Genomic DNA, 23,405 nt, shown 5'->3' on the forward strand with positions numbered 1-23,405 from the left:
TAGAGGGTGGAGAATACGAAAGAATTTGATTTTGAAGAGAGCCAACGGCAGTTACGTCAGGGACTTACTGAATTTTTAGAAAATGCGCAGTTTCCTAAGGATTCATTAATTGTATTGGGATCAAGTACGAGTGAAATCCAAGGCCATGTCATCGGTAAGCATTCTTCTATTGAAGTTGGGCGGATGGTAATTGGCACAATTATGCCGTTATTGAAACGGTATGGATTACATCTGGCCGTTCAAGGTTGTGAACATATTAACCGTTCGTTGCTAATAGAACGACGAGAGGCTGAAAAGCGCGGTTTTGAAGAGGTCACGGTATTTCCAGCTCTAAATGCGGGTGGTGGTACTCAGGTGGCTGCCTACGAACAGTTTGATGATCCAATTGAGGTTGAGCATATTGTGGCTGCTGGCGGTATTGATATTGGTGATACATCGATTGGTATGCATGTTAAGTTTGTTCAGATCCCCGTCAGAACATCAATTAAAGAAGTTGGCTTAGCCCATGTTACGTATTTAAAGAGCCGACCAAAGCTTGTTGGTGGTGAACGGGCACATTATCAATGGGTGCCGGTCGACTAATTAATGAATGAAATATAAAAAAGGCGTATCAACTTATCATTTCGGTAAGCTGGTATGCCTTTTAGTCTACGATAAAACATAGTTATGCAAGTTTGATGTGATTACCATTTCCCTTAGCAGGGTTGAGTTTTGCAAACAAAGATGATAATTCTAACTTTCTAAGTTTTTTCGGAACAAACATTCCAATTTTCTCCAAATCAAATCCGGTTACAAGCTTATGTTTATCAAAGATGATCGGATTCTTAAGAATATGTGGGGTTGTTGAGATTGCATTTGTGAGCTGTTTAATTGTCATTTTATCAGGATCCATATTGAGAGCCTTGGTATCTTTTGACCGCTTTGAAATTAACTCATCTGTCCCATCAAGTGATAATGAGAATAGATGCATAATTTCAGCTTCAGATAACGGATCATTTTCAATGTTCCGTTGATGCAAATCAATACCGTGCTCCGCTAGCCATTTAACGGCTTTGCGTTTTGATGGATCGTTAGTATGAAAATACAGTTGAACCATATAATCACCTTCTCCATATAATTTAGCACTTAGTTTACATCAATCACCGGATAACTAGCAACTAGTTTATCTGATATTTAAAAGAAATATTAATGAGTAGAAAAATAGCAGGTATAAATTTTATTGTTTATGCCTGCTATTCCGGTTTATTTAACGTCTAAACTGACGTCGCCAAAGTCACCGCTAAAATGGCAGAGGTAATGTCCTTTTGTAAGATGTGGGGGTAATACAAACGTACCGCTTGATACACGTTGCCCTTTTTTTAATTTTTGACCTTGGCTTTCCAATTTTTTGACGAGCCATTGGAGTGAATTCAAAGGATTTCCAAGAACCTCCGAAGAATCACCAGCCACAAGGGGTTGACCATCGAGTGTCAATTCTGCCTTGACTTGTGATAGGTCAGCCACTTTCATGGTATTTGTTGCCAATTCCTTACCGAAAACGACACGACCAGCTACCGCATTATCTGCCATGACCATATGTTTTGACAAGGCGGGGAACCAGTTTTTGAAACGCGCGTCTGGTACTTCTAGTGCTGCAGCAACCGTAGTTTTTTTGAGTAATTCGTCAACAGAATCGGTAGCAGATAAATCTTCTTGGGCCGTAAAGACGAGTTCCACTTCAACAAGTGGTTCCATCATATCTGACAATGGAAGCTGTGCTGGTGACGACAGCCATTGATGGTCTACCTCTGCGCCGTAGAGTGGTGAGTCGGAGTCAAACATATCTTGTGTTTGTTTACTCGTTAAACTAACCTTATAGCCGCGCACAGGCTCTTGCTTAAGTTGGGTAAGTGCATATTGAACTCGGTATGCGGCATCATCATCTTGTAACAGTGTTTGATATTTGGACTCATCGAGCTTTGTTTGCGTTTGTAACGCCTGAAAGAGCGTGTTTGCGAATTGTGTTTCTTCGGGAGTTGCGAGAGTTAAATTAGTTTTTGTCATAATATGTAGTCCTCCAAAGTTGTTTAATATGTATTCAAGTCAAATAAAGGTTAAGAACGATCCTCCTTTTTTGAAGTTAGAAAAAATAGACGAAAAAACACGCCCCAAGTAAGGACGTGTTAGCGTGGTACCACCTTATTTTCCAAGTGCAATACTGCTTGGCTTAATGATCGAAAGATCTCCTGATAATGGGTGGCCCCAACAGTGTATCAAGTTAATGACACAGTGCACTCATAGGCGATGTTCGCAATTCAATGTCTATTCTGTCGCAGCGGATACCAGAACTCTCTGAAGACTAATTGAACGGTTACTGACCTAGTCGTTGATTTCTCATCTAAATTTAATATAACACTACCTTAGCGAGATTTGAGTTGGATGTCAAGGCTAAATCCAGACCATATGGTCAAAGAAACCAGCATTATATGTGGTAAATTGTGGTGAACAATTATAATAGTTGTATATAGCAAGGATAAGTATAAATAGGCATTGCTCATCAAATGAAGAATGGATGTTATTAATTCGGAATATCAAAATAAAAAATTAAAATAAAATGAGATTAGAACTCGTGAAGTGTTTTCAGTGGTTATGGTGCGTTATGATGATTAAGTGTTATAAAGGGGAGAATTTGATGAAACGAAAAGCAAAAATCATAACGTTGGCGATGGTAATTTTAATTGCGATAGTAGCATTGGGGAGCGCCGGCTATGTGCGTTATCAGGCAAACAGGACTCCAGTAACGAGTCAAAGACAAACTGTGCAGCATCATAGCAAAAAGGTATCGATCATCGGAAAATGGGAAGGAACCAAAAAGTATCCAGACGCGCAGGCTGTTAAAATTAAGCTGACATTAAATCGGGATAACACCTACCAACTAGTTGAAGAGAATACGGTTAGCCAATGCTGGACCCGGACATACACTGGAACATATAAGAGAAGTGGGAAAACTATTACCTGCATTCCTAATCGGGTGGTGGTTGCGACGTACAGTTCCAAAACCGCGCTTAAAGCACATCAAGTTAGTGCGACCGATACAGTTGATAAGGCACAATTTTACAAGCAATTTGGAAACCAACAACATAGCAAAATTACGGTTCACCAAACGTGGATGAAGATTGACCATGATCATGAACAAATCCATCTTACAAAATTATGATTGTTGTAACGTATTTGTAATGTTAACTAATTGATAAAGAACTGCAAAATGAAAAGGCTGCTGTTGCGGCCTTTTGGTATATACAAATAGATTAAATGAGCGATTAATGATTCGAAAATGTAAAGTGTTAAGTGTTTTCATGTTACAAGGATCATGTTATTCTTACAGTATGTTTAATCAGATTATCAGTAATTTAAAAATAAATTCATAATAATTTAAGAACTTAGTAATTCTGTAAGGAGTGGAACGAATGTCAAATTCTCATAAAGTAAGTGGAAGTAACCATAACCGATATGCCAAGAATGTTTTGTTGGGAACGGTTGGTGCATTGGGATTGTTCGCTGTTGGAACGCAAACGGCAAACGCTTCAACTGTTACAGTTAAGCAAGGGGACACGGTGTGGAGCCTCGCTCAAAAATACGGTGTTTCAATTTCCGACTTGGAATCTTCAAATACTAGCATTAAAAAAGTAAGCTCAACGGTTGATTTAATTTATTCTGGCCAGCAACTTAATTTATCAGGACAAAAGAAAGCAACGACCACGACAACTGCTTCAGCATCTAGCTATGTCGTTCAAAGCGGGGACACGCTTTCAGCAATTGCCGCGAAATATGGTATTTCGGTCGATAAATTGGTAAAGGCAAATGGTATTCAAAATCAAGATTTCTTGCTTGTCGGCCAGAAATTGACATTGAATGCATCTGCAACGGCTAAGACAAGTACAACGTCAGCGACTGCAAAGAGTGCCGTTTCGGCAACTACGAGTTCATCGGCCAGTGTAGCCGGTCAATCAACTTCATTGACTAGTAGTGCTTCGAGTGTAGCGGCAACTGTGAGTTCATCCGCAGAAAGTGCTGCTACCACGACACAAACCAGTAAGGTGAATGAATCAGGAGTGTCGAGTACAACTGCTACTAGCACCACCACGGCATCATCAGCGACTGTGAGCTCTTCTGTAAGTGCATCATCTGTTTCGTCAGCGTCTGCAAGCAGTGCGACATCATCTTCAACAACTGTTCAGCGCAAAGTGCAGGTGGACGCGACGTATCAGGTTGCTTCGAGTGCTGTTGCACAGAGTTCGAGCTCCCAAAAAGTGGCTTCAAGTGCTAGTGTTGCTTCATCGGCAACCACAAGCTCAAGTACTGCTGCATCATCAAGTGTTGCATCGTCATCGAGTACCAGTGCTGCCACATCGTCAAGTGCAACGCAGTCTAGCCAACAAGCCACAACGACAGCAAATTCGACGACAGCTTCGTCAAATACTGCCTTGCAGAGTGGATCGGTCGTTAGCCTTGCTGTTAAATTAGCAAGTGCTGGCATTCCTTATGTCTATGGCGGTAATACAACTTCTGGAATGGATTGTTCAGGACTTGTGCAATACGTCTTTAAATACGCGGACGGCGTTTCGTTGCCACATAATACGGTGGCACAAGAAGCATATGTTTCTAAGCATTCGGTAGCCTCTGCTCAGCCTGGAGATATTTTATTCTGGGGTACACCAGGCAATACCTATCATGATGCAATTTATATTGGCAACAATCAGTATGTTGCGGCACCACATACTGGCTCAAATGTTCAAATTCAGACCATTAGTAGTTACTTCATGCCTAGCTTTGCCGGAACTTTGAAGTAGTACTTAAAAGCACATAAACTCGCGCGGTTCGCGGCTTTGTGTGCTTTTTTTATGTGTGTAACCAAATTGTAATGCTTAAATGGTTAACTTTCTGCCGGATTGGTGTTATATTCAATGTTGCAAATTTGAATTTGCTTTTAATACTTTACTGAAAAGGGAGTGTTTGAGGTGAGTAACAAATTTGAGATTCAGCAGGAATTAGCTGATGCTCAAAGTGCACTGACACAGCTTTGTCAAAAAGAAGCTAAGCGATCGTCTAGGCAAAATGTTACTGGAACGATTACAATTGAGCCGCAGTATGGAAAAGAAATGAATGATTTGCGTGAAGAATGCAGTCAATTGCGGATGATTTTGGATGCGATGGAAGCATCTGAAGATTAAAAAATCTCGAAGCGGAGTTTGATAACTCTGATTCGAGATTTTTTTATTTAATAGCTGTATCAATCCAGAATGGATACTGCTGTATCCCCATTGAAAGGTCGTAGAAGCGGTTCCCCATTTCTTCCCCATCAATCTGTCCAAACTCCAGTGATGTTGTTGTGACGTGGATTTTTTTTGCCTTGTAGTGGTGTACCCAATGGGACTTGAGATGACGTTTGAACACGAGCAAGATCGAAACCCAGAGCAACATGAGCCAGTTTTTCCGTTCGATCACAATCAGTTCGAGTTCACCGCTGTGGACAGTGGCGTCGGGCAGTATTGCAACGCCGCCACCAAAGTAGGGATGATTTGATGTTGTGACCAAAAAGGCCTTTTGATATAGGTCACGATGCTTGCCCATTTGCACCATTAATTGAAACGGTTCCTGATTGTAGAGGACACTAAATACCGAGGCAACATATGAAAGTGAACCGAGATGATATTTATTGAACTGCTTTTTGTGTGCCGATGCATTTGTTCGACTAACAACCGCGGCATCAAAGCCAATACCAATGTTGTTAAGAAAAAAGCCGGTCTCATGCTTAATAGCTTCGTTATATGTCCCAACATCGACTAAGGTCGGTTGTTGGCAATTTAATACTTGGCGAAGTGCTGTATCAGGGTCAGATGCCATTTTTAGCCCCCGAGCAAAATCGTTGCCCGAGCCGGCCGGAATATAGGCAAGTGGGATTCGATCGTCCCCAGTTTCAGAATGGCTGAGAACACCATTTAGCACCTGGTGAAGCGTTCCGTCGCCACCAATCACTAAAATAACCGTTTGCCGTGGGTCACGAGCATGCTTAATAATTTGTCCAGCTAAAAATTCTGCATGTCCCGCATATTGTGTTCTATTTAAATTATAGTTGACTTCCTGAGCTTGAAGTTGAGGTTCAATCCTCTGCCAGACTTTTTTCGCATTTCCACTACCGGCAAGCTCATTTAAAATAATTGAAAATTGCACGAACGGTTATTTCCTCCATCAAAAAACAAATGTTTTGACTATACAATGAAATTTACATAACAAAAAACTGTCCTAGCAATTATCAGTTAGGACAGCGGTTACTTTAAAACTTTGCAATCTTGAAATCTGGGTTTTGTTTTTCGTATTCCAAGGCCTTATCAGATAATTCTTCGATATATTCAATGTTGAATTCCGTATTGCCTTCGGCTTGAATCCGGGCCTCTGGTTCTGAATCGGCTTCAAGATACATTGAATGCGTATCTTCACGTTTAGGATTACGAATCTTTGTGTCTTGATAGTAAATTTTAAAAATCATTATAAAGGCTCCTTAATACATAGTCATAAAACTTTACAGTCTATATCTTATCACAATCTAAGCTTAGATGGTAAATGTTATGAAATTCTCATTTTATTTTGTTTCAAATTATGAACATGGTATGCTTAGCAAAAGAGATGGGGTGATGAAATGCTATTAATTGTCATAATTTGTTTAGCAATTATTATCGCGGTACTTGTATACGAAGTGATTCGACGTGAGATTACAAAACATGCTACACTAATTGTTAGAAATGATGCTCAAAGAAACACGGATCAGGCCATGAAAGAAGCTGTGAAATCTTTGGTCACTCATCAAATTGTGCGACCAAATGAAATTGATTTTGGCGAGTCTCAAACTGTCGCGGATGTGTGGGGAAAAGGTGTAATGGCTTTTGAATACGTGTTGCATAGCGATTTAGTTGAGAAAGTTGATCTCAAACAAGTCCATCAAGTGTTGAATCAAGGATTAGCGCAGTATGAAAATGATCATCAGATTTCTCGTGTACCTAAGGCACAAGAAGCATTTTTAGTGACTGATGCGTGGGTATATGAGCAACAATTGCACATTGATGTTGCGTATATTATCAATGATGCCACATACCAATATATTTACGACTTGAAAAAAATCAGTTAATAAAGATAACTCTGTTTACTAATTCACATATTTTAAGATAAAAAAAAGATCGAAACGTTAACTAAATTGACGTTTCGATCTTTTTGAGTTAGCTAAGCATTACGGTATCGTCAGGGGCCTTAAATGGGTTGTCCTTGTTAATGTGATCGTAAAATAGCGTCCCATGTAGGTGATCAATTTCATGCTGGCAAACGATTGCAGGGTAGTGTTTGAGCCGAATAGTATGTTGTGTGCCAGAAACATCTTGATAGCGCAATGTAATGCGATCATGACGTGGAACATATCCAGGGACATCTTCATCGACTGATAAGCAACCTTCACCTTCTGTTAGTGCCCCAGGTTGCACCGATTCACTGACAATTACGGGATTAATAATAACATCTTTAAAAACAGGTTTCCCATCATCTTCTTCAGCTGGCACTAGGACAGCCGCCATCTGCTTTGAAACGCCCACTTGTGGGGCAGCCAGTCCGACGCCTGCTCGTAATTTATACTTTTCACAGAGCTCAGGATTCTGACTAATTTCCAGATATTCCATCATATCAGTGGCCAATTGTTTGTCTTCATCTGACAGTGGAAAATCAACCAATGGGGCCTGGGTTCGTAATACCGGATCGCCGTCTCGGACAATATCTTTCATTAAAATCAATACGTTCATCTCCAAAATTAGATTCCACAAAAACTGCTAGTTTAAGTCTAGCATAAATTGAATCGGATGAGAATAATGAGAAGTTAGTGGACTTTGTGAAAAAGGTAACTGTGTATTAGATATTAACTTCTAATACAAAATACGCTTATTTGCGTATGAAACGGGTTGCATTTATATAATAGGGGTGTATACTTTGAATTGAGGACAAATAAAGCGCTTACATAGTGCTGATAAAAAGAAAGGAACGTGTGTATTATGGCCAACAAAGGTAAGAACGCGGTCGATTTTGCTGCAATAAAGGCAGATTTGGGCAGTGATTTTAAGCCAGTTCAAATTTTGGATAACGACGGTAACGTTGTCGATTCAGAACTGATGGCAAATTTTTCTGATGATCAACTTGTTGATTTTATGAAGAAGATCGTGTGGGAAAGAGCGCTTCATGAACAAACCATGAATTTTTCTCGTCAAGGACGATTAGGATTTTATGCACCAACATACGGTGAAGAGGCAAGTGAAATGGGGACTGTTTCTGCATTTAAGGAGAATGACTTCCTATTGCCGGCATACCGCGACCTTCCGCAATTGATTCAGCATGGCGCTACGGTTACTGAAGGTTACTTATGGTCCCGAGGACATGTAAAGGGAAATCAGTTCAAAGCACGGGCCTTAATGCCACAAATCATTATTGGCGCACAAATGGTTGAAACGGCTGGAGTTGCTTTGGGACTGAAGAAGAATGGTGAGGATGCGGTGGCGTTCTCATATACAGGTGATGGTGGTACTTCACAAGGGGATACCTATGAGGGGATGAACTTTGCAGGGGCCTTCCAAGCACCGGCAGTATTCATTATTCAAAATAATGGCTTTGCGATTTCCGTTCCACGTCGCAAGCAAACAGCGGCAACGACACTGGCACAAAAGGCGGTCGCCTCAGGTATTCCAAGTATTCAAGTTGATGGGATGGATGTACTGGCTTGCTATCAAGTTGCTAAGGAAGCCCGGGAGTTTGCAGTAGCTGGTAATGGTCCAGTGATGATTGAAACGCTGACTTACCGATTTGGTGCTCACAGTAGTGCCGGTGATGATCCAAGTAGATACCGGACGAAGGAAGAAGAAAAACCGTGGTTCGATCATGATCCGCTTATCCGGATGCGTAAGTATTTAACCGGTAAGGGACTATGGGATCAAGAGACTGAAGATAAGTACGTAGAAGAATGTAAAGCATCATTCAAGGATGCCATCAAAGAAGCAGACAACGTTGAACCAGAAAAGGTTTCGGATATGCTTAAGAATACATTTGAAGTACCAACCCCAGATATTGCAAAACAAATTACCGAATTTGAAGCAAAGGAGTCGAAGTAATCATGACTAAAAAATCTTACATTCAAGCGATCACAGACGGTCTTGATATTGCGTTAGGGGAAGACTCAAAGACGCTGATCTTCGGTGAAGATGTCGGTAAAAATGGAGGCGTTTTCAGAACAACACAGGGACTTCAAGACAAGTATGGCGAAGACCGCGTTTTTGATACGCCACTGGCTGAATCAGGAATTCTGGGCCTATCAATTGGGTTAGGGCTAACTGGTTGGCGACCGATTCCTGAAATTCAATTTATGGGATTTACGTTTGAAGCGATTGACTCAGTTGCCGGACAAATGGCTCGGACACGGTTTCGCTTTGGTGGTCAGAAGAATTTACCGATTACAATTCGGACCCCATTTGGTGGAGGAACGCATACGGCAGAAATGCATGCGGATAACCTCGAAAACTTCTTTACAGGAATTCCTGGATTGCGTGTTGTAACACCAAGTAATCCATATGATGCTAAAGGATTAGTTATTTCTGCAATTGAAAATAATGATCCCGTGTTGTTCATGGAAAATTTGAAGTTATATCGCTCCATGAAAGACGATATTCCGGATGAAAAGTATACGGTACCTTTAGACAAGGCTAAAGTTGTTCGGGAAGGAACCGACTTAACGATTGTGGCGTACAGTGCTGAAGTTAATGAATCGTTAAAAGTAGCTGATAAATTAGCTAAAGAAAATGTTTCGGTTGAAGTCGTTGATTTGCGGTCGTTATCACCGATCGATACAGATACAATTTTTGCCTCAGTTGAAAAGACGCACAAAGTTGTCGTGGTACAAGAGGCCCAAAAAATGGCTGGTGTTGGAGCACATGTTGCTTCAGAAATTTCAGAACATGCGATTATGTCATTAGATGCACCTATTGGTCGTGTTGCAGCTCCTAATTCGGTCTATCCATTTGCACAGGCAGAAAATGTGTGGATTCCAGGGGTTGATGAAATCGAAGCTAAGGCTCGTGAAATCCTGGATTACTAATAATTAATTGGAGAACGAAAGGAAGTCTGCTTTATGGCATTTAAATTTAAACTCCCAGAACTTGGAGAAGGTATGGCCGAAGGTGAAGTAGCAACTTGGCTGGTCAAGGAAGGCGACAAAGTTAATGAGGATGATACGCTGGTTGAAATCCAAAATGACAAGTCAGTTTCAGAGCTACCGTCGCCCGTTTCAGGAACGGTAAAAAAGATCGTTGCTCAGGAAGGGGATACGGTAGAAATTGGAGACACCCTAGTTGAAATTGATGATGGATCAGCAGATACAGCAGATGACGCGCCAGAATCTACGGCGCCGGCAGCGGTAACTGCTACGACGGCTCCTCAGTCAGGCGGTGCATATGAATTTAAGCTTCCCGAACTTGGCGAAGGAATGGCGGAAGGTGATATTTCATCATGGCTTGTCAAAGTTGGTGATACGGTTAAGGAAGATGATCCACTGGTCGAAATCCAAAACGATAAGTCCGTGTCAGAACTGCCTTCACCGGTTGCTGGAACAATCGTCGAGATTGTGAAGCAAGAAGGTGAGACCGCTGAAATTGGGGATGTGTTAGTTAAGATCGATGACGGAAAAGTACATGAATCGACATCATCAGCAGCTACTGGTGATGGCACTGACTCACAGAGTACGACACCAGCACCGACAGGTGGCGATGGCGTACCTACCATTTCCGATCCCAATAAATTAGTTCTTGCAATGCCATCAGTTCGTCAGTATGCGCGTGATAAGGGAATTGATATCAGCACAGTAACACCTTCTGGCAACCATGGTCAGATTTTAAAAGCTGATATCGATAACTTTAACGGTGCTACACCGGCCAAGGCGGCGCCAACAGCACCTAAGACTGAAAAAACGGCTGAGGTGGCAACCACGAAGTCAACTGGTCAGGCAGTTAAACCATACAAATCAGACCAACCGGAATTAGAAACTCGTGAAAAAATGACGCCAATGAGAAAGATCATTGCTAAATCAATGAGAACCTCAAAGGATATTGCACCCCACGTAACATCATTTGATGATGTTGAAGTGAGTGCTCTAATGGATAATCGTAAGAAGTACAAACAAATAGCTGCCGATCAGGGTGTACATTTAACGTTCTTACCATACATTGTCAAGGCGTTAGTGGCCACGTTGAAGAAATTCCCTGAATTTAATGCTTCCATCGACGATACGACACAAGAAGTTGTTTACAAGCACTACTACAATATTGGAATTGCCACCAACACGGATCATGGCCTATATGTACCAAATATTAAAAATGCTGACGCCAAGGGTATGTTCCAAATTGCTAAGGAAATTAGTGAAAATACACAGGCGGCATACGACAATAAGCTTAGCCCACAGTCTATGAAGGGCGGCTCAATTACAATTAGTAACGTTGGCTCAATTGGCGGTGGTTGGTTTACACCAGTCATTAATCAACCGGAAGTTGCAATTCTTGGTGTCGGTAAGATTGCGAAGGAACCAATTGTAGATGAAAATGGCGCAATTGTTGTTGGTAAAATGCTGAAATTGTCATTGAGCTATGACCATCGATTGATTGATGGTGCGTTAGCACAAAACGCATTGAACTACATGAATGAATTGCTTCATGATCCAGAATTGTTATTAATGGAAGGATGATTAGCATATGGCAGACGTTGAAGAAAAAGACACAGTAATTATCGGTGGTGGCCCTGGTGGCTACGTTGCTGCAATTCGAGCTTCCGAATTAGGCCAAAAAGTGACACTAATTGAAAAGGCTGAATTAGGCGGTGTGTGTTTGAATGTGGGATGCGTTCCCTCCAAAGCTTTAATTAGCGCTGGACACCGACTTCAAGATGCAAATGATGCGTCAACCTTTGGGATTACCACGCAACCAGCAACAATTGACTTTGCCAAAACACAGGAATGGAAAAAGACAAAAGTTGTTGACCGAATGACCGGTGGTGTCAAGATGCTTCTCAAGAAACACAAGGTAGAAGTCATTCAAGGTGAAGCCTTTCTAGACAGTGATAGTCAATTGCGTGTCATGTCCGTTGGACCTAAGCAGTTTATGGATAATGGTGGTGGCATGACGATCAAGTTTAACAACCTGATTTTAGCTACTGGAAGTCGGCCGGTTGAAATTCCAAACTTCAAGTTTGAAGGTCGAGTGGTTGATTCTACCGGTGCACTTGATTTAACGGAGATTCCGCACGAATTAGTTGTTATTGGCGGTGGCTATATTGGTACTGAGCTGGCGGGTGCGTATGCCAACTTAGGATCGCATGTCACAATCTTAGAAGGAACGCCTTCAATTTTACCTAACTTTGAAAAAGACCTAGTTTCGTTAGCATTAAAGGGGCTCAAGAAAAAGGGCGTTGATGTCATCACCAAGGCAATGGCTAAGAAAGCGGAGCAAGATGATCAAAGCGTGATCGTAACGTATGATGCCGACGGTGAAGAAACGAGTATTAAGGCTGATTACTGCCTAGTTTCGGTTGGCCGGCGACCAAACACTGATAATTTTGGCCTTGAGATGACCAGTGTCAAAACAACCGATCGTGGGTTGGTTGAGGTTGACCAGCAGGGACGTACAAGTGTTAAGAACATTTTTGCAATTGGTGATATTGTCGCTGGTCCTGCATTGGCGCACAAGGCGTTCTTTGAAGCTAAAACGGCTGCGGGTGCTATTGCAGGCAAGAATACAGCTAACGATTGGGTTGGCGTACCAGCGGTTTGCTTTACAGATCCGGAACTAGCGACGGTTGGACTCAATCAAGCAAGTGCTAAAGAAAAGGGAATTGCAATTAGTACAGCGAAGTTCCCATTTGCTGGTAATGCAAGAGCCGTTTCACTGGACGAACCAGAGGGCTTTGTACGATTGGTTTACACAAAGGACGAAGGAAATCTGGTTGGTGCACAGGTGGCTGGTCCAGAAGCGAGCGATTTAATTGCTGAGCTTTCCTTGGCAGTTAATGCAGGAATGAATGTTGAGGATGTGGCACTGACGATTCATCCGCACCCAACGTTGAGTGAACCTATCCAAGAGGCTGCAGATATTGCGCTAGGATATCCAACACACATCTAGCATGTAGTGATTGATGACTAAAAAAGTCTGATCCTTCGTACTGAAAGGTCAGACTTTTTGGTGTGGTCTGTGTTAAAATGGCGCTAGGAGTGATGACGATGAGTAATCAAAACTATAGTTACCCACTAGATCCAAGCTGGTCGACTGCCGAAATTATAACGGTGACACAGATGTTTGGACTAGTTGAAGATGCTTATGAATCTGGGGCAGATCGACAACAGATTCTAGATCAGTATCAAGAATTCAAAGCAATTGTACAATCGAAATCTCAGGAGAAGCAACTGGGAAAACAGTTTAAGCAAGATTCTGGTTATGAACTTTATGATGTTATTAAGACAGCGCAGAGTTCGACGCAGAAAAAAATCTTAATAAGAGGGATTTAGCGAATGAAAGATATTCAGCAAATCGATGTTGAAGTGCAAAAATTAATGCAAACGATTCGGCAAGAAACCTTAAATAAGATGGATCAACCGTTTATGGTTGATCAAAAGACAGGTCGCAAAGATTTAGTGACGACAGTTGATAAAAGTAATGAGCAAATGCTGGTAAAGGCGATTCGATCAATTGATCCTGCGGCTCGAATTCTTGGCGAAGAAGGATTCGGAGATGTCATTCAAGATATGCATGGTCATGTTTGGTTTATTGATCCAATCGACGGAACGATGAACTTTGTGATGCAAAAGAATCGGTTTGCTGTGATGGCCGCACTTTATATCGATGGAGCCCCCGTTCTCGGTTATATTTTAGATGTGATGAATAACCAGTTGTATCATGGAGGGCCTGATTTTGGTGTTTTTATTAATCAACAAAAAATGGCGGCACCGCAAAATAAGTCGTTGGGAGATTCATTAATCGGTATCAGTGGGCCGCTGCTTATTCATAATCAACATCAAATGCAAGAAATTGCGCAAACTAGTCGAGGACCACGGATGTACGGTAGTGCTGGATTAGAATTTGCTAGTGTGCTCCGAGGTGAGCTGTGCGGATATGTTTCATATCTGAAACCATGGGACTTTGCTGCAGGTAATGTTTTGGCAAATGTCTTAGGGTTAGCAGTGAAAACTATTGACGGTGCCCCGCTTGATATGCTATCATCCAATGTTGTATTAGTAGCGACAGAACGAGCAAGTGGTGAAGTTATTAGGCTTGCAAATTAGTTTGGTTGACTGTGACCGCTTGTCACAGTTTTTTTATGCAAACAGTCTGCTCCTGCCGAGTGTGAAACTGACTTGAACTAACTGAAGGGAAGAAAAGATCTTGAAATTACGTGACGATATTCGTAACATTGCTATCATTGCCCATGTTGACCATGGTAAGACAACGTTAGTTAACGAAATGTTAAAACAATCAGATACATTAGATGAACATACCCAAATTGAGGATCGTGCGCTGGATTCAAACGCCATCGAACGTGAACGTGGGATTACGATCCTCTCAAAGAACACTGCTGTTCGCTATGGTGATAAGCAGATTAATATTTTGGATACACCAGGACATGCCGATTTCGGTGGGGAAGTTGAACGGATCATGCGTTTAGTTGATGGTGTATTGTTGGTTGTGGATGCCTTTGAAGGAACGATGCCACAAACTCGTTTTGTGTTGAAAAAGGCTTTGGATCAACATTTAGTACCAATTGTCGTGATTAACAAAGTTGATCGCCCAGGTGCGCGTCCAGAAGAAGTTGTTGACGAAGTACTTGATTTGTTCATTGAATTGGGTGCCGATGAAGAACAACTTGATTTCCCAGTTGTCTATGCTTCTGCTATGAACGGAACGTCAAGCTACGATCCAGATGTTGATACGCAAGAACATACGATGAAGCCAATTTTTGACACAATTGTTGATAAAATTCCTGCTCCAGTAGACAATTCGGACGAACCACTTCAATTCCAAGTAGCTATGCTCGATTATAACGACTTTGTTGGTCGTGTCGGCATTGGTCGTGTCTTCCGAGGCAAGATCAAAGTCGGAGATAGCGTTAGTGTTTTGAAACTTGACGGCTCAAAGAAAAACTTCCGAGTTACTAAGCTTTTTGGTTTCTTTGGCTTGAAGCGCTTGGAAATCGATGAAGCTAAGGCGGGAGATCTCTGTGCTGTTTCTGGGATGGATGATATCAACGTTGGTGAAACTGTTGCTGATCCATCACAACCAGATGCATTACCATTATTGCGGATTGATGAACCAACTTTGCAAATGACATTCCGGACAAACAGTTCACCATTTGCTGGTCGCGAAGGTAAATTCGTGACTGCTCGTCAATTGGAAGATCGTTTGAAGTCAGAATTGCATACTGATGTTTCATTGCGTGTTGAAGACACTGATGAACCAGGTGCTTGGATGGTTTCAGGACGTGGGGAACTTCACTTGTCAATCTTAGTTGAAACATTACGTCGTGAAGGTTATGAATTAGCTGTTTCACGTCCAGAAGTTATCTATCGAGATATTGACGGTGTGATGAGCGAACCGTTTGAAGAAGTGCAAATTGATACACCTGATGAATACACTGGTGGTGTGATCGATAGTTTGTCACAACGTAAGGGTGAAATGCAAAACATGGAATCCACTGACAATGGTCAGACGCGTTTGACATTCTTAGCACCATCACGTGGCTTGATTGGTTATTCAACTGAATTCATGTCAATGACGCGTGGTTACGGAATCATGAACCACACATTTGAACAGTATGGTCCTGTAATTAAGAACTGGAACCCAGGTCGTCAAAAGGGAACCCTTGTTTCAATGAATGCTGGTAAGGCAACTACCTATGCCATGATGGGAATTGAAAGCCGTGGGACGCTGTTAATTGATCCAGGAACGGATGTTTATGAAGGTATGATCGTTGGTGAAAACAGCCGTGAAAATGATATTACGGTTAACATCACCAAGGGTAAGAACTTAACTAACGTGCGTGCGGCCGGTTCAGATGATATGGCCCGGATTAAGACGCCAACTCATCTATCACTTGAAGAATCGTTGGAATTCTTAAACGAAGATGAATTGTGTGAAGTTACGCCTGAAAGTGTTCGTTTACGCAAGCAAATTTTGGACTCTAACTCACGGGAAAAAGAAGCCAAAAAGCGCAAAATTGCTTCACGAAAATAAGTTCGAACTTTCGCTAGTTTTCGGGAAAATTAAATAAGAACTAGCAATCAATTAAATATTTTGTTACTGGGGAGTAAGAGATGACTTACAGTTTGTTCACGCGGGTGATGGCCGAGATGATTGGAACGGCTTTCCTTGTAGTTTTAGGTAATGGTGCAGTTGCTGACGTGGAATTAAAAGGTACCAAAGGATTTCACGGTGGTTGGATTCTGATCGGAATTGGTTATGGTTGCGGGGTGATGATTCCCGCGATGATGTTTGCCAATATTTCGGGTAACCATATTAATCCGGCTTTAACGATTGCATTGGCAGTTAATGGGATGTTTCCTTGGAATGAAGTGCTACCGTACTTAGCAGCACAAATGATCGGTGCAGTGATTGGGCAACTAATCGTGGTTTGGAGTTATCGTCCTTACTACGATCTATCGACTAACACAGAATCGATTTTAGGAACATTTTCAACGATTGATGCCGCGCATTCGTATCGAGATGGATTTATCAACGAATTTGTTGGAACATTCATTTTGATTTTCGGAGCGCTAGGGATGACACATAATATGGCGTTTCAATCGAACATTGGACTGGCAAACTTTACCATTGGATTATTGGTGATGACGTTGGTTATTTCCATGGGTGGGGCCACAGGCCCGGCCTTGAATCCTGCTCGGGATTTGGGACCACGTTTGGTGCATGCACTCTATCCACTTAAAACTAAGGGAGATAGTCATTGGGATTACTCTTGGGTGCCTGTTGTGGCACCCATTGCTGGTGGAATTGCAGCAGTTTATCTGTATAAATTACTATTCTTATAATTTAATTTATGAAAATCAAAAAAGCTTGAGACAAATGCCGGTCTCAAGCTTTTTTTGGTAGACTAATCCTCATTATTTTTTAACAAAAAGGATAGACCATAAATTTTTGTATGATATAATTGTTTCAATCAAATTTGATTTCGATCAAATTACGAAAAGAGTGTGTTGGGTGATCAAAAAAAATGTTAAGAAAAATAAGTAGGAAGTTCCGTTACTTAGACTACTACATAGTAGTGCCTTATTTAATTTTGTGTTTGGTCGGTATCGTGATGGTTTACTCCGCGAGTGCGGATATTGCCAATCAAAATGGCGGTTCACCAACGGCGTATCTGGTTAAGCAAACGATCTATGTTGTTTTAGGGTTGTTTGTTGTCTGGTTTATGACCGCGGTGAACTTGCAGATCTTTCAAAACAGTAAGGTTATTTTTGGGATGACAATGATAACGTTGTTAGCACTGGTTTATGTTAAGGTATTTGGTCAGGCAATTAATGGTGCTCAAGGATGGATTAATCTTGGCTTTATGAATATTCAACCGGCGGAAGTCTGTAAAATTGTGTTGATCCTATACCTTGCACGAATGTTTTCGCATAAGGAACATGAGATGTCTAACCATTTTTGGGGTGCTGCGATTAGTCCATTACTTTTATCAGCAGCCTTAGTGGTATTGATTGTGATTCAGCCTGATTTAGGTGGGGCTGTGATTAATAGTGCGATCATTTTAATTATGATGCTGGCAAGTGGTATTTCATGGAAAAAGGGTGTCACAACTATTTTTGGGTTATTCTTTTTCTTCGTTGCCGTTCTAATGCCGATTCTAAGTAAGTTAGCTGCAAGTGGTGCAATTAAGGGGTATAAAATACAACGAATTATTGCATTTATTAATCCATTTGGAACTGCACAGGGTGCCGGGAGTCAGCTGGTTAACTCGTACTATGCATTAAGTAACGGTGGAATTTTTGGTGTGGGTCTCGGAAATAGTATCCAAAAGATGGGCTATTTACCGGAACCAAATACGGACTTTATCATGGCAGTGATTGGCGAGGAACTGGGATTGGTTGCAGTTGTAGTGATCTTGGTACTTCTTGCAATTATCGTTGCGCGGACAATCTGGCTTGGGGTTAGGGCAGATGACGCGTACTCATCATTATTGTGCTATGGCGTGGCCACCTTTATTTCTATTGAAACACTGTTTAACGTTGGTGGCGTAACGGGGATTTTACCAATAACAGGAGTAACGTTCCCGTTTATTAGCTATGGTGGGTCTAGTATGCTTGTTTTATGTATGGGATTAGGGTGTGTGCTTAACGTGAGTGCGGTTCACACTAGATCCCGGGTATTAGAGGGTATTTAATTCAGATGGAGGCGTATTAGGGAATGCAGAGAATTATGGTAGCAAATCGTGGCGAAATTGCCACGCGAATTTTTCGTGCGATTCATGAATTGAAAATGACGGCAATTGCAATTTATGCCAAAGAAGATGAATATTCCGAGCACCGCTTTAAAGCAGATGAAGCGTATTTGGTTGGCGAAGGGAAGAAACCAATTGCAGCCTATCTGGATATTGAAGATATTATTCGAATTGCAAAGGACCATCAGGTTGATGCGATCCATCCTGGTTATGGATTTTTATCAGAAAATGCACAATTTGCGAAACGATGTGCTGAGGAAAATATCACATTTATCGGTCCTAAAGTTGAACACTTGGAAATGTTTGGGGACAAAATAGCGGCTAAGCGAGCAGCGGATGCTGCAAATGTTCCAACAATTCCAGGGACCAAGGAACCGGTTGAGACGATCGAAGAGGCGAAGAAGTTTGCAGGCCAAATTGGTTATCCGATTTTTGTGAAAGCTGCCATGGGTGGCGGTGGCCGTGGGATGAGAATAGTGCATCATGAAGAAGAATTGGTGGACGCCTATCAAACCGCCCAAAGTGAGGCAACACAGTCATTTGGGGACAGCGAGATTTATTTGGAAAAGTATCTTTCGAGTCCTAAACATATCGAAGTTCAAATTCTTGCCGATAGTCATGGAAACGTGATGCATTTATTTGAACGAGATTGTTCGGTTCAACGTCGTAATCAAAAGGTAATTGAGATTGCACCAGCAGTTGCGTTACCACTTGAATTGCGTCAACGAATTTGCAATGCAGCTGTTAAATTTATGAAGCATGTTAACTACCTTAATGCTGCTACGGTCGAGTTCCTGGTGGAAGGCGATCAATTTTACTTCATCGAAGTTAACCCACGGGTTCAAGTTGAACATACCATTACTGAAATGATTACGGGATTTGATATTGTTCAAGCACAAATTCTGATTGCGGAAGGGTATGATCTGCACAAGGAGATCAATTTACCAACGCAGGATAAACTTGTTTACCATGGTGCTGCGATCCAAGCCCGTGTGACCACGGAAGATGCTACTAATAATTTCATGCCCGATACTGGTAAGATTTCAACTTACATCTCACCAGGTGGTAACGGGGTTCGTCTTGATGGTGGGAACGCCTACACAGGTTCAATTATTACGCCGTATTTTGATTCACTCTTAGTAAAGGCGATTGTAGTTGCGGATACCTTCCATGAAGCCTGTGACAAGATGTTACGGGTGTTAGATGAGTTTACGATTCGAGGAGTTCACACTAACCTTGAATTTATGAAAAACGTCATTTCTCATCCAGTATTTGCCTCCGGTGAAGCAAGTACGACATTTATCGATCAAACTCCAGAGTTATTCAATTTCAAACATGAAACAGACCAGCGCAATCAACTGCTCCATTACATTGCCAATACGACTGTTAACGGGTTTCCGGGTGTTAGCCGGGAAAAGAAATATTATCCTGAATTTAAATACGATGAAACATTTGCACCAATTGACGCGAAAATTGTAACCGCAAAAGATGTGTTAGATGCTAAAGGACCGGATGCAATGGTCCAGTGGATTAAAGATCATCGCGCCCTATTACTGACGGATACCACAATGCGTGACGCCCATCAAAGCCTGTTTGCAACACGTATGAGAACGAAAGACATGGTTGAAATTGCACCTAAGTTACAGCGTGCATTACCAGAACTTTTCTCATACGAAATGTGGGGTGGTGCTACATTTGATGTAGCCTACCGCTTCTTAGGTGAAGATCCGTGGGAACGCTTGAAGAAAATTCGCCAAATGATTCCACGAACGCTCACACAGATGCTGTTTCGGGGGTCCAACGCCGTAGGTTATCAAAACTATCCTGATAATGCTCTGAAGGCGTTTATTGATCAATCGGCCCAGGACGGAATGGATGTTTTTCGAATCTTTGATAGTTTGAATTGGATCGAACAAATGGAAAAAAGCATTCAGTATGTGCGTGATAATAATAAAGTTGCTGAAGCGACAATGTGTTATACGGGTGATATTTTAGATCCCGATAAGTCAAAATATAATTTGAAATATTATGTTGATTTGGCCAAGGAACTGCAAGCGGCAGGTGCACATATTATTGCGATTAAGGATATGGCGGGACTATTGAAGCCGGAAGCCGCATATCGGTTGATTTCGACGCTTAAGGACGAGATTGATGTGCCAATCCATTTACACACGCATGATACAACTGGGAACGGAATTTATACGTATTCACAGGCTGCAAAAGCGGGTGTGGATATTGTCGATGTTGCTTCTAGTTCGATGTCGGGAACAACGTCACAACCAAGTATGGGGAGTTTATATTATGCCCTACAAGAAACTGAACGGCAGCCGGAAGTTGATATAAAGAACGTTGAGGCGATTGATCGGTACTGGAAGTCAGTTCGACCATATTATCAGCAGTTTTCTAATAAAATGGTTGGACCACAAACTGATATTTATCAAACCGAAATGCCTGGTGGGCAATATTCTAACTTACAACAACAAGCGAATGCTTTACGGCTTGGTGATCGATTTGAAGAGGTTAAAAAGACTTATCGCCAGGTTAACCAAATGTTTGGTGATATTATCAAGGTTACCCCATCTTCCAAGGTGGTTGGCGACATGGCCTTGTTCATGGTGCAACATGAATTGACACCTGAGGATGTCATGAGCAAGGGTGAGAGTCTTGATTTCCCTGATTCAGTGGTCAGTTTCTTTAAGGGTGATTTAGGTCAACCTGCTGGTGGTTTCCCAAAGCAATTGCAAAAAATTGTTTTGAAGGGTGCAGACGCATTGACGGTACGCCCTGGGAGCTTAGCACAACCAATTGATTTCAAAGCAGTTCAAGCTGAATTGGAACAAAAAGTTGGGCATAGTGTAACCTTTGAAGAGGTCATTAGCTATGTTCTATATCCAAAGGTCTTTTTGGATTACGTTGATCGCCAGAAACAATACGGGGCCGTGACGGTTCTTGATACACCAACGTTCTTCCAAGGTATGAGAATTGGGGAGCGTGTCGATATTGAATTGGCTATTGGGGAAACGGAAATTGTCTCACTCAATGAAATTGGGGATCCAGATGATGAAGGTCAACGGACGCTTTACTTTGATATTAATGGTCATGCACGGGAAGTTAGGGTTGCTGATTTAAGCGTGCATAATACTGTTGTTAAGAAGCGGAAGGCTGAACCAACCAAGCCGGGTGAAATTGGTGCGACGATGAGTGGCTCAGTTCTGCGAGTGCTTGTTCAAAAGGGTGACGAAGTTAAAAAAGGAACACCGATCATTGTGACCGAAGCGATGAAGATGGAGACAACGATACAAGCACCAATTGATGGAACGGTTGCGAAAGTGTATGTTGAAGATGGCGATGCCGTTGATTCGAACGATTTATTGATCGAAATTACAAATATTTAGTCATTTAATGACATTGAAAGGGACCGTCTCACTTAGTTGTGGGTGCGGCCCCTTTCAAAATTTGGTACAATAACCAAAGACATTAAATGTAAGTGAGATGGTAATGTGACATTTACGATAAAACCACGTCGTTCCTTGGTGGTATATGTTAATAATTTACGTTCGGTGCGGCAACTGCGGCACTATGGACGAGTGGAATATGTTTCCAAAAAAATGCGTTATGTAATTTTATATACGGACGAAGAAACAGTTGAGCAAACACTAAAAAAAGTAAATGAACTTAAATTTGTTAAACATGTGAGTTATTCTCACTGGCCCGAAATTGACCCAGATATGTCAGATTTAAAGGCCGCTGGAATATATAAACATGAAACTGAAGAGGATGAATAGCGCATGCGGGTAGTATCAGGAGATTTTCGAGGCCGAAGGTTAAAGGCGGTACCGGGAAATGGTACCCGACCAACCACGGATAAAGTTAAAGAATCATTGTTTAATATCATTGGACCCTATTTCGATGGTGGTAAAAGTTTGGACCTTTTTGCTGGTAGCGGGGGACTAAGTATTGAAGCCGTATCGCGGGGAATCGAGCAAGCAGTGTTGATTGATCATCATTACCAAGCAATTAAGACGATTAAGGAAAACATTGCGGTTACTAAGCATGCGGAACAGTTTGAAGTGTATAAACAGGAGGCTAAAAAAGCCCTTGAGTTATTGCACAAGCGTGATGTGAAATTTGACATGGTCTTTCTTGATCCACCGTATGCGCAACAAAAGATCACCGAAGACATTGAAAAAATGGTAGCATTGGACCTGTTAAATGACGGTGCTATGATTGTGGCTGAAACTGACCAAAATGCACAGTTGCCAGATGATTTGGACTCATTTGAACTGGTACGCCGGCAGGACTATGGTATTACGGTACTAACTATTTATCGTTTTGTGAAAGGAAATGATTAAGATGAAAGTTGCAATTTTTCCTGGTAGTTTTGATCCACTAACGTTGGGACACTTAGATTTAATTCGTCGTGGAAGCCTGTTGTTTGATCGCTTGGCAGTGGCAGTCATGATTAACACAAGCAAGGAACCAATATTTACGGTTGAGGAGCGAGTTGCACAGATCAAGGAAGCTGTCGCACAAGCGGACTTGGACAACGTTTCAGTAATCACAGCCGATGAATTAACGGTTAGCTTGATGAATAAAATTGGTGCTGATTACCTACTTCGCGGCCTACGAAACTTTAATGATTTTCAGTATGAGCGCGATATTGCTGCAATGAATCAGCATTTGGATGATGAAATTGAAACTATTTTTATGATGGCTAACCCCAACTACCAGCATTTATCGAGTAGCTTGTTAAAGGAAGTTGCTCGTTTTGGTGGCGATATTTCGGCATATTTACCCGGAAATATCAATGAACAGTTGTCGGAAAAGTTAAGAGGAAACTAGTTTGAAGAAGAGTAATCGTA

General features: G+C 41.7%; 23 protein-coding genes. 18 read left to right on the forward strand and 5 right to left on the reverse strand.

Annotated elements, in window-relative coordinates:
* The first annotated feature begins 6 nt into the window (after positions 1-6).
* Positions 7-582 (forward strand): TIGR01440 family protein, encoded by a 576-nt coding sequence (locus FC26_RS02075; protein WP_057777443.1) that lies wholly within the window; start codon positions 7-9, stop codon positions 580-582.
* An 82-nt stretch (positions 583-664) separates the two neighbouring features.
* Here FC26_RS02075 and FC26_RS02080 read toward each other — a convergent pair whose 3' ends face one another.
* Complete coding sequence (locus FC26_RS02080; protein ID WP_057777445.1) at positions 665-1,096, reverse strand: Spx/MgsR family RNA polymerase-binding regulatory protein; 432 nt, start codon at positions 1,094-1,096, stop codon at positions 665-667.
* A gap of 146 nt (positions 1,097-1,242) precedes the next feature.
* Positions 1,243-2,043 carry a 2-keto-4-pentenoate hydratase gene (locus FC26_RS02085; protein ID WP_057777447.1) on the reverse strand — a complete coding sequence of 267 codons (801 nt, stop codon included), beginning with the start codon at positions 2,041-2,043 and terminating at the stop codon, positions 1,243-1,245.
* A gap of 628 nt (positions 2,044-2,671) precedes the next feature.
* Here FC26_RS02085 and FC26_RS02090 point away from each other — a divergent pair.
* The 3 genes from FC26_RS02090 to FC26_RS02100 all read left to right on the forward strand — a co-directional run bounded on the left by FC26_RS02090 (position 2,672) and on the right by FC26_RS02100 (position 5,210).
* Positions 2,672-3,196, forward strand: coding sequence for a copper resistance protein NlpE N-terminal domain-containing protein (locus FC26_RS02090; protein ID WP_057777448.1), 525 nt, complete (start codon positions 2,672-2,674; stop codon positions 3,194-3,196).
* 250 nt (positions 3,197-3,446) lie between these two features.
* Positions 3,447-4,829 (forward strand): LysM peptidoglycan-binding domain-containing C40 family peptidase, encoded by a 1,383-nt coding sequence (locus tag FC26_RS02095; RefSeq protein WP_057777450.1) that lies wholly within the window; start codon positions 3,447-3,449, stop codon positions 4,827-4,829.
* A 168-nt stretch (positions 4,830-4,997) separates the two neighbouring features.
* Entirely contained in the window at positions 4,998-5,210 is a 213-nt protein-coding gene (locus tag FC26_RS02100) for a hypothetical protein (protein ID WP_057777452.1), read from the forward strand.
* A gap of 43 nt (positions 5,211-5,253) precedes the next feature.
* On the opposite strand, the gene FC26_RS02105 is transcribed toward FC26_RS02100, so the two are convergent.
* Both FC26_RS02105 and FC26_RS02110 read right to left on the reverse strand, forming a co-directional pair.
* Positions 5,254-6,210 (reverse strand): diacylglycerol/lipid kinase family protein, encoded by a 957-nt coding sequence (locus FC26_RS02105; protein ID WP_057777454.1) that lies wholly within the window; start codon positions 6,208-6,210, stop codon positions 5,254-5,256.
* A 103-nt stretch (positions 6,211-6,313) separates the two neighbouring features.
* Positions 6,314-6,526 (reverse strand): DNA-directed RNA polymerase subunit epsilon, encoded by a 213-nt coding sequence (locus tag FC26_RS02110; RefSeq protein ID WP_057777456.1) that lies wholly within the window; start codon positions 6,524-6,526, stop codon positions 6,314-6,316.
* Positions 6,527-6,676: 150 nt separating this feature from the next.
* Between FC26_RS02110 and FC26_RS02115 the strand changes: the two genes are divergently transcribed.
* Positions 6,677-7,162 (forward strand): hypothetical protein, encoded by a 486-nt coding sequence (locus FC26_RS02115; protein ID WP_057777458.1) that lies wholly within the window; start codon positions 6,677-6,679, stop codon positions 7,160-7,162.
* 88 nt (positions 7,163-7,250) lie between these two features.
* On the opposite strand, the gene def is transcribed toward FC26_RS02115, so the two are convergent.
* Positions 7,251-7,811 carry a peptide deformylase gene (def, locus tag FC26_RS02120; RefSeq protein WP_057777459.1) on the reverse strand — a complete coding sequence of 187 codons (561 nt, stop codon included), beginning with the start codon at positions 7,809-7,811 and terminating at the stop codon, positions 7,251-7,253.
* Positions 7,812-8,066: 255 nt separating this feature from the next.
* Here def and pdhA point away from each other — a divergent pair, with 255 nt between their 5' ends.
* The 13 genes from pdhA (at position 8,067) to coaD (ending at position 23,385) form a co-directional block, all read left to right on the forward strand.
* The gene (gene pdhA / locus FC26_RS02125; RefSeq protein WP_057777461.1) at positions 8,067-9,173 is read left to right on the forward strand and encodes a pyruvate dehydrogenase (acetyl-transferring) E1 component subunit alpha; all 1,107 of its coding nucleotides are present in this window, start codon (positions 8,067-8,069) and stop codon (positions 9,171-9,173) included.
* 2 nt (positions 9,174-9,175) lie between these two features.
* Positions 9,176-10,153 carry an alpha-ketoacid dehydrogenase subunit beta gene (locus FC26_RS02130; protein WP_057777462.1) on the forward strand — a complete coding sequence of 326 codons (978 nt, stop codon included), beginning with the start codon at positions 9,176-9,178 and terminating at the stop codon, positions 10,151-10,153.
* Between the two features lie 33 nt (positions 10,154-10,186).
* Positions 10,187-11,791: a dihydrolipoyllysine-residue acetyltransferase gene (locus tag FC26_RS02135; RefSeq protein ID WP_057777464.1), complete on the forward strand. Its 1,605-nt coding sequence runs from the start codon at positions 10,187-10,189 to the stop codon at positions 11,789-11,791.
* 7 nt (positions 11,792-11,798) lie between these two features.
* Complete coding sequence (gene lpdA, locus FC26_RS02140) at positions 11,799-13,220, forward strand: dihydrolipoyl dehydrogenase (protein ID WP_057777467.1); 1,422 nt, start codon at positions 11,799-11,801, stop codon at positions 13,218-13,220.
* 98 nt (positions 13,221-13,318) lie between these two features.
* Entirely contained in the window at positions 13,319-13,603 is a 285-nt protein-coding gene (locus FC26_RS02145; RefSeq protein WP_057777469.1) for a UPF0223 family protein, read from the forward strand.
* A gap of 3 nt (positions 13,604-13,606) precedes the next feature.
* Complete coding sequence (locus tag FC26_RS02150) at positions 13,607-14,377, forward strand: inositol monophosphatase family protein (RefSeq protein WP_057777470.1); 771 nt, start codon at positions 13,607-13,609, stop codon at positions 14,375-14,377.
* Positions 14,378-14,477: 100 nt separating this feature from the next.
* The gene (gene typA / locus FC26_RS02155; RefSeq protein ID WP_057777472.1) at positions 14,478-16,322 is read left to right on the forward strand and encodes a translational GTPase TypA; all 1,845 of its coding nucleotides are present in this window, start codon (positions 14,478-14,480) and stop codon (positions 16,320-16,322) included.
* Between the two features lie 80 nt (positions 16,323-16,402).
* Positions 16,403-17,134, forward strand: a complete 732-nt coding sequence (locus FC26_RS02160) for an MIP/aquaporin family protein (RefSeq protein ID WP_057777474.1) — start codon at positions 16,403-16,405, stop codon at positions 17,132-17,134.
* Positions 17,135-17,316: 182 nt separating this feature from the next.
* Positions 17,317-18,486 (forward strand): FtsW/RodA/SpoVE family cell cycle protein, encoded by a 1,170-nt coding sequence (locus tag FC26_RS02165; protein ID WP_057777476.1) that lies wholly within the window; start codon positions 17,317-17,319, stop codon positions 18,484-18,486.
* A 23-nt stretch (positions 18,487-18,509) separates the two neighbouring features.
* Complete coding sequence (locus tag FC26_RS02170; protein WP_057777477.1) at positions 18,510-21,938, forward strand: pyruvate carboxylase; 3,429 nt, start codon at positions 18,510-18,512, stop codon at positions 21,936-21,938.
* A 105-nt stretch (positions 21,939-22,043) separates the two neighbouring features.
* On the forward strand, positions 22,044-22,328 hold the full coding sequence (locus tag FC26_RS02175; protein ID WP_057777479.1) for a YlbG family protein: 285 nt from the start codon (positions 22,044-22,046) through the stop codon (positions 22,326-22,328).
* Positions 22,329-22,331: 3 nt separating this feature from the next.
* On the forward strand, positions 22,332-22,895 hold the full coding sequence (gene rsmD, locus FC26_RS02180) for a 16S rRNA (guanine(966)-N(2))-methyltransferase RsmD (protein ID WP_057777481.1): 564 nt from the start codon (positions 22,332-22,334) through the stop codon (positions 22,893-22,895).
* A gap of 1 nt (position 22,896) precedes the next feature.
* Positions 22,897-23,385 (forward strand): pantetheine-phosphate adenylyltransferase, encoded by a 489-nt coding sequence (gene coaD / locus FC26_RS02185; RefSeq protein ID WP_057777483.1) that lies wholly within the window; start codon positions 22,897-22,899, stop codon positions 23,383-23,385.
* Positions 23,386-23,405 lie beyond the last annotated feature (20 nt).

Source organism: Paucilactobacillus vaccinostercus DSM 20634, assembly GCF_001436295.1.
Lineage (GTDB): Bacteria > Bacillota > Bacilli > Lactobacillales > Lactobacillaceae > Paucilactobacillus > Paucilactobacillus vaccinostercus.